Origin of the sequence: Streptomyces noursei (assembly GCF_001646665.1) — a bacterium.
Lineage (GTDB): Bacteria > Actinomycetota > Actinomycetes > Streptomycetales > Streptomycetaceae > Streptomyces > Streptomyces lavendulocolor.
Genome location: NZ_LWBU01000290.1, coordinates 58255 through 71341, shown reverse-complemented (window position 1 = coordinate 71341; position 13087 = coordinate 58255). Strand labels below are relative to the sequence as shown.

Here is a 13087-nt window from a genome sequence, read left to right as displayed (position 1 = left end):
CGGCACCCCGGCGTGGTCGGTGCGGCGGGCCGGCGAGCGCTACCGCGGTGGCGGCGCGGCGACCGGCATAGAGACCCTGCACGCCTTCTCCTTCGGGCGCTTCTACGACCCCGACAACCTGCGCTTCGGCGCCCTGTTGGCGTGCAACGAGGAGCGGCTCGCACCCGGCTCGGGATTCGACGAGCACCCTCACAGCCACACCGAGATCGTCACCTGGGTCGTCGAGGGCGAGCTGACCCACCGCGACTCGGCCGGGCACACCTCGCGCATCGGCCCCGGTGACGTACAACACCTCAGCGCGGCGGCCGGGGTGCGGCACGAGGAGCGCAACGACGGTGACGCGCCGCTCGTCTTCGTGCAGATGTGGCTCGCCCCCCGGGTGCCCGGCGGCGACCCGGCCTACGAGGTCGTGCGGGGCATCGGGGACGCGACCCCGTACGCCGTGCCGGGCGCGGGCGCGGCGCTCCACGTACGGCGCCCGCAGGCGCCCGGCGAGCGGGCCGCCGTCCCGGACGCCGCCTTCGTGTACGTCCACGTCGTGCGTGGCGCGGTGCGGCTCGGCGACGACGAACTGGGCCCCGGGGACGCGGCCCGGATCACCGGCGCCCGGGGCCTGGAGCTCGTGGCCCTCGGCCCGGCCGAGGTGCTGCTGTGGGAGATGGGCGGCTGAAGGACCGCGTCCCCGGACGCGGTACGCCCGAACCGCCGGACGCGGTACGCCCCGGGGGGCGTACCGCGTCACGGTCACTGGTCGGAGTAGCTGAAGTCGCCCACCGTCCAGGCGCTCACGTCCTTGATGGCGATCCGGTACATCCCGCCCGTCTCGGGGATGCCCACCTGGCCCTGGAGGATCCGGGCGACGTGGAAGTGCAGGTGGGACGGCACCCCGGTGGTTTGGGATCCGGTGGCCCCGGGCGGCGCGAAGGTGCCGGCGAACGGGCCGAGCCGGTCCGAGTCCCTCAGCACCTCGGCCACCCGCTGCCGCCACACCGTCTCAGGGGCCAGCCGGCCGGTGATGACGGCCCCGTGGACCACGACCGTGAGGGACATCTGAGTGGTTTGCTCCGACTCCACCGTGGCGGCGATGTCAACGAGCAGTTCATCAGGCTTCGACATGGGCGTTGATTCTAGGACCCGGGGCGCTCCGGCGGACCCCGGAGGTCACCGGAGCGCCCCGCCGCCGAGGAGCGCCGTCGCCGTCTGGAGCGGCGTGGGGGCGGCCTTGGGCGTGGCGACCGTGTCGTGGCAGGTGAAGCCCAGCCGGGTCAGCGCGCGGACCACCTCGCCCGAGGTGAAGTCGCGGCGGTCCTGCCTGGTGATCACTTCCCCGACCTGCTTGACGGGGTAGGTGCGGCGCCCGATGGTCACGGACGGCCCCGAGACGGGCTCGGGTCGGACGCCCTTCATCGACTCCCGGACGTCGCCGGCGAAGAGGTCGAAGGGAAAGTGGGCGATGACGCAGCGCATGGGACCTCGCGAGGGGTGAGGGGGGCGGGTCAGGGGAGGAGCGACAGGACGCCGAGGGTGTAGCCGTGCTCGTCGACCACGGGGGAGACGTCCAGCGTCCGTCCCCGCATGGCGGCCTCGGCGTCGCCCAGGACCGCCGCGGAGCAGGTGAACGGGCCCCGGTCGAGCGGGATGTCACGCAGCCGGGTGCGGTCGCTGTACCAGGAGCCGCCCCGGTGGGCGGCGAGCTGGGCCCGTGTCACCAGGCCCGAGCAGCGCCCGGCCTCGTCCTGGACGAGCAGGTGCTCGACCCGGGCGCTGATGAGGACGGACATGGCCACGTCGACCGTCATGTGGTCGTCGACCTGCGGTCCCGGGGCCTGCATCGCGTCACGGGCGGTCAGGCCCGTGCCGGGGGCTTCCAGGAGCCGTGTGGCAACCGGCGTCAAGGGCTTCTCCTCGTCGATCGTCGGATCGTGCGGTCGGGCGGGCGGGACGGCGGGCGGGGCCCGCGTCGCCCCGCCCCGGGGCGTGTCCGCGAAGTCCGGCCCGGCGCGCGGCGCCCCGCACGCGCGCTCCGGACACCGCGACGCCCGCCCTCCGGGCGGACGCCGGTACTTCGCGGGCGCTTCCTAGGCGGCGGTGGTGGTGGCCGCGCCGCGGCCCCAGCGGGACGGGCGGCGGCGCCGCCCGCGCACGGAGGCGCCGGTGCCCCTGGCCCGCTCGGAGGCGGGGGCGGTGATGACGACGGGTACGCCGGAGGGGGCTCGGGAGCCGGTGATGCGCTGCAGTTCGGCCTCGCCCGAACGGACCCGGGTCACCCGGGCGGTGATGCCCGCGTCGGCCATCAGGCGTTCCATGCCGCGCCGTTGGCCCGGCAGCACCAGGGTGACCACCGTGCCGGACTCGCCGGCGCGGGCGGTGCGGCCGCCGCGGTGCAGGTAGTCCTTGTGGTCGGTGGGCGGGTCGACGTTCACCACGAGGTCGAGGTCGTCGACGTGGATGCCGCGGGCGGCGACGTTGGTCGCCACCAGGACGGTGACGTGGCCGCTCTTGAACCGGTCGAGCGTCCGGGTGCGCTGCGGCTGCGACTTGCCGCCGTGCAGGGCGGAGGCGCGTACGCCGACGGCCAGGAGGTCCTTGGTCAGCCGGTCCACCGCGTGCTTGGTGTCCAGGAACATGATCACCCGGCCCTCGCGGGCGGCGATCTCCGTGGTGGTGGCGTGCTTGTCGGCGCCCTGCACGTGCAGCACGTGGTGCTCCATCGTCGTCACCGCGCCCGCGGAGGGGTCGACGGAGTGGACGACCGGATCGTTGAGGTACCGGCGGACCAGCAGGTCGACGTTGCGGTCCAGGGTGGCCGAGAAGAGCAGGCGCTGCCCGCCGGGCTGCACCTGGTCGAGCAGGTGCGTCACCTGCGGCATGAAGCCCATGTCGGTCATCTGGTCGGCCTCGTCGAGCACGGTGATCGCAACCCGGTCCAGCCGGCAGTCGCCCCGGTCGACGAGGTCCTTGAGCCGGCCGGGCGTCGCGACGACGACCTCGCTGCCGCCGCGGAGCGCGCCCGCCTGGCGGCCGATGGACATGCCGCCGACGACCGTGGTGAGCCGCAGGTGCAGCGACCGGGCGTAGGGGGTGAGCGCGTCGGTCACCTGCTGGGCCAGCTCACGGGTGGGGACGAGCACCAGGGCGAGGGGCTGCCGCGGCTCGGCGCGCTTCCCGGCGGTCCGGGCCAGCAGGGCGAGTCCGAAGGCGAGCGTCTTGCCGGAGCCGGTGCGCCCGCGGCCGAGGACGTCCCGGCCGGCGAGCGAGTTCGGCAGGGTCGCGCCCTGGATGGGGAACGGGACGCTCATGCCGGCCGAGCCGAGCGCCGCCAGGAGGGCGGCGGGCAGGCCGAGGTCGTCGAACCTCTCGACGGGCGGCAACGCGGCGGTGCTGCTCACGGGCAGCGCGAACTCCCCGCGGAGCGGCGCCGGTCGGCGCCCGTACCCTCCGCCCGGCCGCCCGGCGGACGCCGACCGGGCCGTGCCCTGCGGGCGGCCGCGGCTGCCGCGGCCGGAGCCGCCGGCGGCGTTCGTGCGGGTGCGGTAGGAGCTGTCGTTCGTGCGAGCGGTGCGGTTCATGCGGAACCTTCCTCGATGCGGCACGTATCGAGGAATTCCTCCCGGCGGCGTGGCCGCACGAGGAATCGCAAGAACGAACCGAGAAAAATGGACGACAAAGGTGCGGGCGCCGGGGGCGTCATCGCTTCGTCCGGGGAAGCGCCGGAAATACGGGCCGAAGAAACGGCGAAGGGTATCCGGGCGGGAAGCCGTCGTGTGCGACGGGAGTGAAAAAGCGACGAGCCGGGGCCCGCACCCATGGTGCGGGCCCCGGCACGCGTCGTACGCGTCAGCGTCAGGCGGGAACGATGTTCTCGGCCTGCGGGCCCTTCTGGCCCTGCGTGACGTCGAAGTTCACCTTCTGGCCTTCCTGAAGCTCGCGGAAGCCGGAGGAGGCGATGTTCGAGTAGTGGGCGAACACGTCAGCGCCGCCGCCGTCCTGCTCGATGAAGCCGAAGCCCTTTTCCGCGTTGAACCACTTCACGGTGCCAGATGCCATATTTGATCTCCCTTTGGGGCAGTGCCCGGGGGCGCACCTTGCGATCCCGGAGTCGCTGGGATGATTTCCCCTCCGGAAAACACCGGAAAAATGAACGCAAAGTCATTGGGAACCACAACTGCAACTGACAACACCGTAGCACGGTGCGGGCCCGGCCGGGCGATACGTTTTTCGGTGCCGCCCGGCGGGTCGGAAAAATGTCACCGGGAATTTCCGGTAATTCTGCAGCGGCGGTAACAGATATGCGTGGGCCGGATGCCGGGGCCGGGGCACGCACAGCGGCCGGATCCCTTGCGGGGACCGGGATGCGGGGCGGCGCACGCCCCGGACGGGCGCGGCCGGCGGCGGGCGCGGCGGCGGTGGCCGCCGACCGGGCCGTGGTGGCGCGATGAGCCGGACGTCACCCTCGCGGAGGGGCCGCGGGGTGACGTCCGGTGGGCGAGGCGGGTGGTGCGGGCGGGGCGCAGTGCTCTGTCGTGGCGCAGGGGCAGGGCCCGGGCCGTCAGTGTGACGCCGCGAGCTCCGCCAGCACCGCGTCGGTGAACGGCGGCCACGCCTCGATCGCCCAGGGCCCGAAGGCCCGGTCGGTCAGCGCCACACACGCCGCGCCCGCCTCCGGGTCGACCCACAGGAACGTGCCCGACTGGCCGAAGTGGCCGAAGGTGCGGGGGGAGGACGAAGACCCGGTCCAGTGCGGCGACTTGCCGTCACGGATCTCGAAGCCGAGGCCCCAGTCGTTGGGCCGCTGGTGCCCGTACCCGGGCAGGATGCCGGTCAGCCCCGGGTGGACCACCGACATGGCCTCCAGCACCGTGCGCGGGTCCAGCAGCCGGGGCGCCTGCACCTCGGCTGCGAACCGCACCAGGTCGTCGACGGTCGACACGCCGTCCTTCGCGGGCGAACCGTCCAGCGTCGTGTCCTTCATGCCCAGCGGCTCCAGCACCGCCTGGCGCAGGTACTCCGCGAACGGGATGTCCGTGGCCTTGGCGATGTGGTCGCCCAGCACCTCGAATCCGGCGTTGGAGTAGATCCGCCGCGTCCCCGGCGCCGCCATCACCCGGTGCTCGTCGAAGGCCAGCCCCGAGGTGTGGGCCAGCAGGTGCCGCACCGTGGAGCCCTCGGGCCCGGCCGGCTCGTCGAGCTCGACGGCCCCCTCCTCGTACGCCACGAGCACGGCGTACGCGGCCAGCGGCTTGGTCACCGACGCCAGCGGGAACCGCTGGTCCGTCGGGCCGTGCGCCCCCGCCACGGTGCCGTCCCCGCGCACCACGGCCGCCGCAGCGGTGTCCACCGGCCAGTTCTCGATCATCGCCACGCTTCGCATGCGTCCGAGCGTATCCCCGCGCCCCGCGGGGACCTCCCCGGGGACGGGCTTGCCTGGAGTGCACTCCAAGGTCCTAGCGTGGAGGCCATGACGGTGATCGAGAGCACTCCCGCACCGACCGAGCGCCTCGCCGCCTGTGCGTCCCCGCCGCCCCCGCACCCGCGCCCGGACGGGCAGGACCGCTACACGATCAGCGAGGTGTCGGCCTGGACCGGACTGACCGCGCACACCCTGCGCTGGTACGAGCGGATCGGGCTGATGCCGCACGTCGACCGGTCCCACACCGGCCAGCGGCGCTTCACCAACCGGGACCTGGACTGGCTCGCCTTCGTGGGCAAGCTGCGGCTGACCGGGATGCCCGTGGCGGACATGGTCCGCTACGCCGAGCTGGTGCGCGAGGGCGAGCACACCTTCGAGGAGCGGCAGCAGCTCCTGGAGGCCACGCGCCGGGACGTGCGGTCCCGGATCGCGGAGCTCCAGGACACGCTCGCCGTGCTCGACCACAAGATCGACTTCTATGCGGGCGTCCGACGGGCCCCGGGAAGGACCACATGAGCATCGAGAAGATCGCGACCGTACGCCTCGGAGCGCACGGGGGCCCGCCTGTCGGCGTCCAGGGCTTCGGCGCCATGGGCATCAGCGAGTTCTACGGCGACACCGACGAGGCCGCCGCCCGCGACACCCTGGAGGCCGCGCTGGAGGCCGGCGTCACGCTGATCGACACCGCCGACATCTACGGACGCGGCGCCAACGAGGAGTTCCTGGCGCCGTTCGTGGCCAAGCACCGGGACGAGATCACCCTGGCGACGAAGTTCGCCATCGAGCGCACCGACGACCCCCACTACCGGGCCGTGCGCAACGACCCGGCGTACATCCGGTCCGCCGTCGAGCGCAGCCTGCGCCGCCTGGGCGTCGACGTCATCGACCTGTACTACATGCACCGCCGCGACCCGGCCGTACCGCTCGCCGAATCCGTCGGCGCCATGGCCGAACTGGTCGAGCGCGGCCTGGTGAAGCACCTGGGGCTGAGCGAGGTGACCGGACCCGAACTGCGCGAGGCGCACGCCGTGCACCCCATCACCGCCCTCCAGTCGGAGTGGTCGCTGTTCTCCCGGGACGTGGAGCGCAGCGCGGTGGGCACGGCGGCCGAGCTGGGCGTGGCGTTCGTGCCGTACTCGCCGCTCGGCCGCGGGTTCCTCACCGGGGCGTTCCAGGACGCGGCGGCGGACCTGTCCGGCACCGACTTCCGGCAGCACCAGCCGCGCTTCACGGGCGACAACGCCCGCCGGAACGCCGCGCTGCTGGAGCCCGTCCGCGAGATCGCCGAGGCCCACGGGGCCACCCCGGCGCAGATCGCCCTCGCCTGGGTGCAGCAGCGGGCGGACGTGCACGGCCTGACCGTCGTGCCGATCCCCGGCACCCGCAAGCGCGCCCGCCTCCTGGAGAACGCGGCCGCCACCCGCATCACCCTCGGCGAGGAGGAGCTGGCCCGGCTGGAGCCGATCGCCGCCGAGGTGGCCGGCGACCGGTACCCGGACATGACGTTCACCTCGGCCGCCCGGGAGGCGTAGGCCGACAGGGCCGGGACGGCCGGGCGGGCGGGGTCTAGCCTGGAAGTGAGCAGGCAACCACAGCGACGACCCACGGGGCGTCCGCCGCTCGTCCGGCCGCGAGCCCTCCGGCGGTGCGCCCGATCGGCAGGTGACACCCATGACCAGCACGGCCGGCCCACCCCCTGATCACGACGTCGTCGTCGTCGGCGCGCGCTGTGCGGGCGCGCCGACCGCGATGCTCCTGGCCCGCCGCGGACACCGGGTCCTCCTGGTCGACCGCGCCACCTTCCCCAGCGACACCGTCTCCACCCACCTCATCCATCCGCCCGGCCTGGCCGCGCTGGACCGGTGGGGCCTGCTGGAACGGGTCGTCGCCACGGGCTGTCCGCCCATCGACACCTACGCGTTCGACCTCGGACCGTTCACCATCACCGGGTCCCCGGCCGGTGAGGGCTTCGAGGCGTCGTACGCGCCGCGCCGCACGGTCCTGGACAAGATCCTTGTCGACGCGGCCACCGCGTCGGGCGCGGAGCTGCGCGAGGGATTCACCGTCGAGCGGATCCTCTCCGACGGCGGCACGGTCACCGGGATCGCGGGCCACGACCGGGCCCACCGGCCCGCCACCGCGCACGCCCGGATCGTCGTGGGCGCCGACGGGCTCCACTCGGCCGTCGCCCGGGCGGTCGGCGCCGTCGGCTACGCGGAGAAGCCGAGGATCAACGCCTACTACTACGCGTACTGGGCGGGGCTGCCCATGCGCGGCGTCTTCGAGGCGTACGACCGCGAGGACCGCGCCCTGGCCGCCTGGCCCACCAACGACGACCTGACCCTCGTCATCTGCGGCTGGCCCATGCGCGACTTCATGGCCAACCGCGACGACGTCGAGGGCAACTACCACGCCACCCTCGCACGGGTACCGGCCTTCGCCGAGCGGGTCGCCGCGGCCACCCGCGCCGAGCGGTTCGTCGGCATGGGCGTCCCCAACTACTTCCGTATCCCCTACGGCCCCGGCTGGGCCCTGGTCGGTGACGCCGGCTACCTGAAGGACCCCATCACCGCCCAGGGGATCCAGGACGCCTTCCGGGACGCGGAGCGGTGCGCCGGCGCGATCGACGACGCGCTCACCGGACGCCGCCCCTTCGAGGAGGCGATGCGGGCGGCCCAGGAGGAGAGGGACGCCCAGGTCATGAGCATGTACGAGTTCACGGCCCAGTTCGCGACCATGGAACCGCCGCCGCCGGAGATGCGGGAAATGCTCTACGCGGCGTCCCGAAGCCCCACGGCACGGGACCTGTTCGCCCGGGTGACGGCCGGGGTGACGCGGCCGGAGGACTTCTTCGGCCACATGCGGGAGCGGATGAGCCATCAGGAGCCCCACCCGGCCTGACCCGTACGCCCACCCGCGCCCCTCGTCCGCGCCGGCCCGTCCGTGTCCCCGGGCACGCGTCACCCGAGCGCGTACACCGCGAAGCCCACCGCCAGCAGTCCGGCCGCCGAGCGGCGGACGGCGGACGCGTGCGTCCACGGGGTCTCGAAGCCGCGCGCGTACCGCCCGATCAGCAGCAGAAGTCCCGCGAACAGCGGCATCCACGCCAGCCGGGCCGCGATCCAGCCGAGGGTGTCGGGCGCGGTCGTCAGGCCCGCGACCGGCCCCAGGAACGACGCGGGGACCGCGGCGGCCAGCATCGCCGTCTGGTGCCAGCACAGGATCGTCATCGCCGACAGGTTGACCACGACCACCGGGGCCCACAGGGCGGGCCGCCGCAGCAGCCGGCCCAGCCGGTCGCGCACCAGGATCGCGGCGCCGCTCTGCGCGGCGGCGAGCGCGAGGACCAGCAGCGACGGCGGGTGGGAGTTGGTCCGGGCCTCCCCGGGGACGCCGACCATCGAGGCCGGGTAGTGGAAGACGAGCAGCAGCACGGCGAACAGGGCCGCGCCGCCGAGCAGCAGCGCCCGCGCGTGCCGGGGGCCGAGCTTGCGCAGGCCCCAGGAGACGCCCAGTTGGTAGGCGAAGAGCCAGCCCGGCAGGATGTTCAGCACACTCAGCCAGGACGGCACCGCTTCGGCGTACGGGCCGTAGCGCAGCAGGTCCACCACGGCGACGGACGCCAGGAGCGGGGCGGCGGCCCACGCGCCCAGCCGGTGCGCGGCACGGACGCAGTACGGCGTCAGGGCGGTGACGACCAGGTACACGCCGACGAACCACAGCGGCTGGACGACCAGCGTCGAAGCGGTGCGCAGCGTGTCGTCCGGCACGCCCGCGGTGCTGAGCACCGGGACGAGAACGGCCCAGACGGCGGTGACACCAAGGACGGGACGGCCGAGCCGGGCGATGCGCCCCCGGAGCCACGCGCCGGTGGAGCCCGCGCGCCTCTCGTACGACAGGACCGACGCGTACCCGCCGACCAGGAAGAAGATCCCGAGCATCTGGAGGACCCAGCTGACGGGCGCGAAGAACCCGAACGCGCTGAGCGGGCTGGCGTTGTGGATGGCCCCGTCGGCGTCGAGCGTGAAACCGCCGAGCAGCCAGTGGCCGGTGGGGACGGCGAGCAGCGCGAGGGCGCGCAGCCCGTCGACGGCACGGTCGCGGTGGGCGGGCGTCCGGGCCTCGATCCTGCGGGCGAGGGTCTTCATCGGGCGTCTCCCCCGGCGATGGCGGCGAAGGTACGGAGGGACTCGGTGCCCGGCGCGAAGTAGCCGGTGTGGCCGTCGGCGTCGGCGGCGGGCACGGGACGGGCACCGAACTCGGGGGAGGCCGGGTCGGTGCCGTGACCGAGGCCGAGGAGATGGACGTTCGGCACGCGGGATATCCAGTCCGAGGGGTCCTTGGCGGCCCACACCCGGGCGTCGGTGCCCAGCTCGGCGACGGTGCCGGCGCGCATCCCGGGGGAGCCGAGGACGACGAGGTCCCGGGCCCGCAGGCGCGGCGCGGCCAGACCGCAGACGACGGAGCCGTAGCTGTGGCAGAACACGGCGGGCGCCGGGGTGCCGAGGGCGGCGAGCCCCTCGGTGAGGCGGGCCAGCCGGACGGCACCGGCCTCGGCCAGCTCGCCGGTGGCGGCGTCCAGGCCGACCCCGACCGGCGTGGTGTACCCCGCCCACGCGATGACGGCGGTGCCGGGCGCGGCGGCCCGCAGCTGCTTCGCCATCCCGGCGGGCGTGCCGTACGGGTCGGTGCGGCGGTCGTAGGACCCGGCGTCGATGTCGGACCCCGGTACGACGACGGCGACCCGGTTCCCCGGCGCCAGGTCCCCGAACACCTCGGCGACCTGGCCCCGGCCGCGCGGATCGAACGCCAGGATCCGCCGCCCGGCCAGGTGCGCGAACCGGGCGTCGCGCCGCAGCGCGGTCGCGTTCGCCTCGTAGCGCAGGGCGACCGGTGCGCCGTCGAGGTTGCCCACCACGGAGGGGTGCCGGAGCGCCAGGTCCCTCCGCTGCGCCGGGCCGAGCGTGCGGAAGAACGCGGCGATGTCCCGGGGCGTCGCGGTCGCGGGATCGGGAAGGGCCCGCCCCAGGGAGGTGTCGGCCCGCCACGCCTCGCTGCCCGGCGGCGGCCCGGTCACCGGGCGCTCCCCGCTCCCGGCGGCCCAGCCCACGGTGCCCGCCACCACGGCGGTGGTGAGCACCAGGGCGGTCAGCGTCCTCCTCCAGCGGCGGCCGCCGCCGCGGGCGGGCCGCGGGCGGGCGGCGGGGCTCTGGGTCGCGGTGCCGGGTCGGCGGGCGGCGGGGCTCTGGGGCGCGGTGCCGGGCGCTGCGCCGGGCGCGGTGCCGGGCCCGGGGTGGGCCTCGCGGTTCCGGCCGGCGGTGCCCCTTCCGCCGGCGCCGGCCGGGCCGTCGGCCCGGCCGGCGCGCGCCTCGCGGTCGTTCCGGTCGCGGTTCCTCCAGCGGCGCATGACGCCCCCCTCTTCTTTCCTCGTCCTGTGCGGCGAGGGGAAGGTAAGGGGGCGGCCCCTGACACGACGTCACCCCGCGGAGCCAACCGCGGGGTGATACCCCGGTAGGGGGTGGGGGAGGAGCGCCTACGCGTCGCCCGGGGTCACCAGACCCGACTCGTACGCGAAGATCACCGCCTGCGCCCGGTCGCGCAGGCCCAGCTTCGACAGCACCCGGCCGATGTGCGTCTTCACCGTCTGCTCGGCGAGCACCAGGTGCTCGGCGATCTCCTGGTTCGACAGGCCCCGGGCGATCAGCTCCAGCACCTCCGTCTCGCGCGGCGTCAGGCCGTTGAGGCGCAGCGAGGGGTCCTTGCGCGGCGCCGGGCGGGAGGCGGCGAAGTCGGCGATCAGGCGGCGCGTCACGGACGGGGCGAGCAGCGCCTCGCCGGCCGCCACCACCCGTACCGCGGCGATCAGGTCGGCCGGCGGGGCGTCCTTCAGCAGGAACCCGGACGCGCCGGCGCGCAGCGCCTCGTACACGTAGTCGTCCACGTCGAAGGTGGTGAGCATCAGCACCTTCGGGCGGTGCACGACCCCCGGAGGCGGGGACAGGATCTCGCGCGCCGCCGCGAGCCCGTCCATCTCCGGCATCCGCACGTCCATGAGCACCACGTCGGGGTGCGTGGAGCGGGCAACCGAGACCCCGGCCCGGCCGTCCGGCGCCTCGCCCACCACGTCGATGTCCGGCTGGGCCGCCAGCAGGGCGGCGAACCCCGCCCGCACCATGGCCTGGTCGTCGACGATGATCACGCGGATGGTCACGCGGGTTCCTCCGGGGCGGGCGCGAGGGCGAGGGGGAGACGGGCCGCGACCCGGAAGCCGCCGCCCGGCAGCGGCCCGGTGTCGAGGGTGCCGCCGGTCAACCGTACGCGCTCCCGCATGCCGACCAGGCCGTGCCCCGTACCGGACGTCTCCAGGGGCGAACCACCCTCCTCCGAGGGCCCGTTGACGACCAGGACCGTCAGCCGGCCGTCGTCCGCGGACACCGACACCCGCGTCGGCGCGCCCGGCGCGTGCCGCACCACGTTCGCGAGCGCCTCCTGCACGATCCGGTACGCGGACAGGTCCACCGCAGGCGGTACGGGCCCCAGCCCGGCCGGCATCGACAGCTCCGCCGGCACCCCCGCCCGTACCGTCGCCTCCACGAGCTGCTGCACCCGCTCCAGCCCGGGCTGCGGCGCCCGTTCGCCCTCCGCGCCCTCGCTGCGCAGCACCGCCAGCAGCCGCCGCATCTCGGCGAGCGACTCCCGCGCCGACGCCGCGATGGTGGAGAACTCCTCGCGCGCCGCCTCCGGCAACCCCTCGATCCGGTACGGCGCCGAATCCGCCTGCACCGTGATCACCGACATGTGGTGGGCCACCACGTCGTGCAGCTCACGGGCGATCCTGGCCCGTTCCTCCAGGAGCGTGCGCCGGGCGCGCTCGGCCTCGCTGATGGTCTCCTGCTCCACCAGCCGCCGCTGCGCGTCCCCCCGCTCCCGGAGGGACGCCGCGAGCAGCAGGACGGCCCCGCTCAGGACGAACAGCAGCAGCTGGATGCCGTCGCTGCGGTCGGGCCGGACCAGTTCGTACACGAACCCGGCCGCACCCGTGGTCAGCCACACGCCCAGCAGTGTCCGGCGCGGCTCGCGCAGCCCCACGGCCACCATCAGCGCCAGGTAGCCGACCACGATCATCGGCGTCCACGGCCACGGCCGCCCGGCCACGCCGTCGGCGCCGAGCAGGAACAGCGCGCCCACCACGTCGGCGGTGATCACGATCCACCACGCCTGGAGCGGCCGCGCCACGGCGAGCAGCAGCGGCACGGTCTGGGCGGTCGCCAGGGCCCCGGCGATCGCGCCGTTCACCTCGTAGTCGTCGACCAGCACGGTGACGGTGACCGGCAGCAGCGTGGCGACGAAACCGAAGGCGACGACGTACGGCAGCCGCCGCAGCCACGGCGAGGCCGCCCGCGCGAGAGGTGGCGTCCCGCCCTCGGTGGGTGTGGCGACGGCGAGCCCCAGCGCGCGCACGGACGCGCGCAGCCGGGAGAGCGGGGTAGGGGTGTGCATGACCCGCCAGCCTAGGCACCGGACGCCGCGCGGGCGTCATACCGGGGTGCCGGCTCCCTACCCGTACCGGGGTATGACCCCGGACCGGGTACGAAGCCGGGACGCGAAGCCGGAAGCTACGGCCCCGATCACGGCACCGGCCTGGGGTACGCCACAGGCCCGGGTACGGCACCGGGT

At 74.7% G+C, this 13087-nt stretch carries 14 protein-coding genes; 4 read left to right on the top strand and 10 right to left on the bottom strand.

The window, feature by feature from the left end:
• The first annotated feature begins 19 nt into the window (after window positions 1-19).
• On the top strand, window positions 20-670 hold the full coding sequence (locus A4V12_RS22025) for a pirin family protein (RefSeq protein WP_064071136.1): 651 nt from the start codon (window positions 20-22) through the stop codon (window positions 668-670).
• 74 nt (window positions 671-744) lie between these two features.
• Here the strand turns inward: A4V12_RS22025 and A4V12_RS22020 are convergent, their stop codons facing one another.
• The 6 genes from A4V12_RS22020 to A4V12_RS21995 all read right to left on the bottom strand — a co-directional run bounded on the left by A4V12_RS22020 (window position 745) and on the right by A4V12_RS21995 (window position 5371).
• A complete protein-coding gene (locus A4V12_RS22020) occupies window positions 745-1116 on the bottom strand; it encodes a hypothetical protein (protein ID WP_064071135.1) in 372 nt (123 codons plus the stop codon).
• Between the two features lie 45 nt (window positions 1117-1161).
• Window positions 1162-1467, bottom strand: coding sequence for an SCO5918 family protein (locus A4V12_RS22015; protein WP_064071134.1), 306 nt, complete (start codon window positions 1465-1467; stop codon window positions 1162-1164).
• Between the two features lie 29 nt (window positions 1468-1496).
• On the bottom strand, window positions 1497-1832 hold the full coding sequence (locus tag A4V12_RS22010; RefSeq protein WP_064071177.1) for a CBS domain-containing protein: 336 nt from the start codon (window positions 1830-1832) through the stop codon (window positions 1497-1499).
• 246 nt (window positions 1833-2078) lie between these two features.
• Window positions 2079-3569 carry a DEAD/DEAH box helicase gene (locus A4V12_RS22005; RefSeq protein ID WP_064071133.1) on the bottom strand — a complete coding sequence of 497 codons (1491 nt, stop codon included), beginning with the start codon at window positions 3567-3569 and terminating at the stop codon, window positions 2079-2081.
• Between the two features lie 274 nt (window positions 3570-3843).
• A complete protein-coding gene (locus A4V12_RS22000) occupies window positions 3844-4047 on the bottom strand; it encodes a cold-shock protein (RefSeq protein ID WP_064071132.1) in 204 nt (67 codons plus the stop codon).
• Window positions 4048-4549: 502 nt separating this feature from the next.
• Window positions 4550-5371 (bottom strand): serine hydrolase domain-containing protein, encoded by an 822-nt coding sequence (locus A4V12_RS21995; protein WP_064071131.1) that lies wholly within the window; start codon window positions 5369-5371, stop codon window positions 4550-4552.
• An 87-nt stretch (window positions 5372-5458) separates the two neighbouring features.
• On the opposite strand from A4V12_RS21995, the gene A4V12_RS21990 reads away from it, so the two are divergent.
• From A4V12_RS21990 to A4V12_RS21980, 3 genes are all read left to right on the top strand, one after another.
• Complete coding sequence (locus A4V12_RS21990; RefSeq protein WP_064071176.1) at window positions 5459-5926, top strand: MerR family transcriptional regulator; 468 nt, start codon at window positions 5459-5461, stop codon at window positions 5924-5926.
• Complete coding sequence (locus tag A4V12_RS21985; protein ID WP_064071130.1) at window positions 5923-6942, top strand: aldo/keto reductase; 1020 nt, start codon at window positions 5923-5925, stop codon at window positions 6940-6942. The genes A4V12_RS21990 and A4V12_RS21985 overlap by 4 nt, the downstream gene beginning before the upstream one ends.
• Before the next feature lie 139 nt (window positions 6943-7081).
• Entirely contained in the window at window positions 7082-8311 is a 1230-nt protein-coding gene (locus A4V12_RS21980) for an NAD(P)/FAD-dependent oxidoreductase (protein ID WP_064071129.1), read from the top strand.
• A gap of 59 nt (window positions 8312-8370) precedes the next feature.
• Here the strand turns inward: A4V12_RS21980 and A4V12_RS21975 are convergent, their stop codons facing one another.
• The 4 genes from A4V12_RS21975 to A4V12_RS21960 all read right to left on the bottom strand — a co-directional run bounded on the left by A4V12_RS21975 (window position 8371) and on the right by A4V12_RS21960 (window position 12910).
• Window positions 8371-9558 (bottom strand): acyltransferase family protein, encoded by a 1188-nt coding sequence (locus A4V12_RS21975; RefSeq protein WP_064071128.1) that lies wholly within the window; start codon window positions 9556-9558, stop codon window positions 8371-8373.
• On the bottom strand, window positions 9555-10817 hold the full coding sequence (locus tag A4V12_RS21970; RefSeq protein WP_079137241.1) for an alpha/beta hydrolase: 1263 nt from the start codon (window positions 10815-10817) through the stop codon (window positions 9555-9557). Before A4V12_RS21970 ends, A4V12_RS21975 begins: the two co-directional genes overlap by 4 nt.
• A gap of 126 nt (window positions 10818-10943) precedes the next feature.
• Window positions 10944-11621 (bottom strand): response regulator, encoded by a 678-nt coding sequence (locus A4V12_RS21965; RefSeq protein ID WP_064071127.1) that lies wholly within the window; start codon window positions 11619-11621, stop codon window positions 10944-10946.
• Window positions 11618-12910, bottom strand: a complete 1293-nt coding sequence (locus tag A4V12_RS21960) for a sensor histidine kinase (RefSeq protein WP_064071126.1) — start codon at window positions 12908-12910, stop codon at window positions 11618-11620. Before A4V12_RS21960 ends, A4V12_RS21965 begins: the two co-directional genes overlap by 4 nt.
• Window positions 12911-13087: the final 177 nt, after the last annotated feature.

Excerpts from the sequence above, each read along its gene's own strand:
- A4V12_RS22020 (WP_064071135.1), bottom strand. The coding sequence starts at position 1,116 with ATGTCGAAGCCTGATGAACTGCTCGTTGACATCGCCGCCACGGTGGAG.
- A4V12_RS22015 (WP_064071134.1), bottom strand. The coding sequence starts at position 1,467 with ATGCGCTGCGTCATCGCCCACTTTCCCTTCGACCTCTTCGCCGGCGAC.
- A4V12_RS22010 (WP_064071177.1), bottom strand. The coding sequence starts at position 1,832 with ATGCAGGCCCCGGGACCGCAGGTCGACGACCACATGACGGTCGACGTG.
- A4V12_RS22005 (WP_064071133.1), bottom strand. The coding sequence starts at position 3,569 with ATGAACCGCACCGCTCGCACGAACGACAGCTCCTACCGCACCCGCACG.
- A4V12_RS22000 (WP_064071132.1), bottom strand. The coding sequence starts at position 4,047 with ATGGCATCTGGCACCGTGAAGTGGTTCAACGCGGAAAAGGGCTTCGGC.
- A4V12_RS21995 (WP_064071131.1), bottom strand. The coding sequence starts at position 5,371 with ATGCGAAGCGTGGCGATGATCGAGAACTGGCCGGTGGACACCGCTGCG.
- A4V12_RS21990 (WP_064071176.1), top strand. The coding sequence starts at position 5,459 with ATGACGGTGATCGAGAGCACTCCCGCACCGACCGAGCGCCTCGCCGCC.
- A4V12_RS21985 (WP_064071130.1), top strand. The coding sequence starts at position 5,923 with ATGAGCATCGAGAAGATCGCGACCGTACGCCTCGGAGCGCACGGGGGC.
- A4V12_RS21980 (WP_064071129.1), top strand. The coding sequence starts at position 7,082 with ATGACCAGCACGGCCGGCCCACCCCCTGATCACGACGTCGTCGTCGTC.
- A4V12_RS21975 (WP_064071128.1), bottom strand. The coding sequence starts at position 9,558 with ATGAAGACCCTCGCCCGCAGGATCGAGGCCCGGACGCCCGCCCACCGC.
- A4V12_RS21970 (WP_079137241.1), bottom strand. The coding sequence starts at position 10,817 with ATGCGCCGCTGGAGGAACCGCGACCGGAACGACCGCGAGGCGCGCGCC.
- A4V12_RS21960 (WP_064071126.1), bottom strand. The coding sequence starts at position 12,910 with ATGCACACCCCTACCCCGCTCTCCCGGCTGCGCGCGTCCGTGCGCGCG.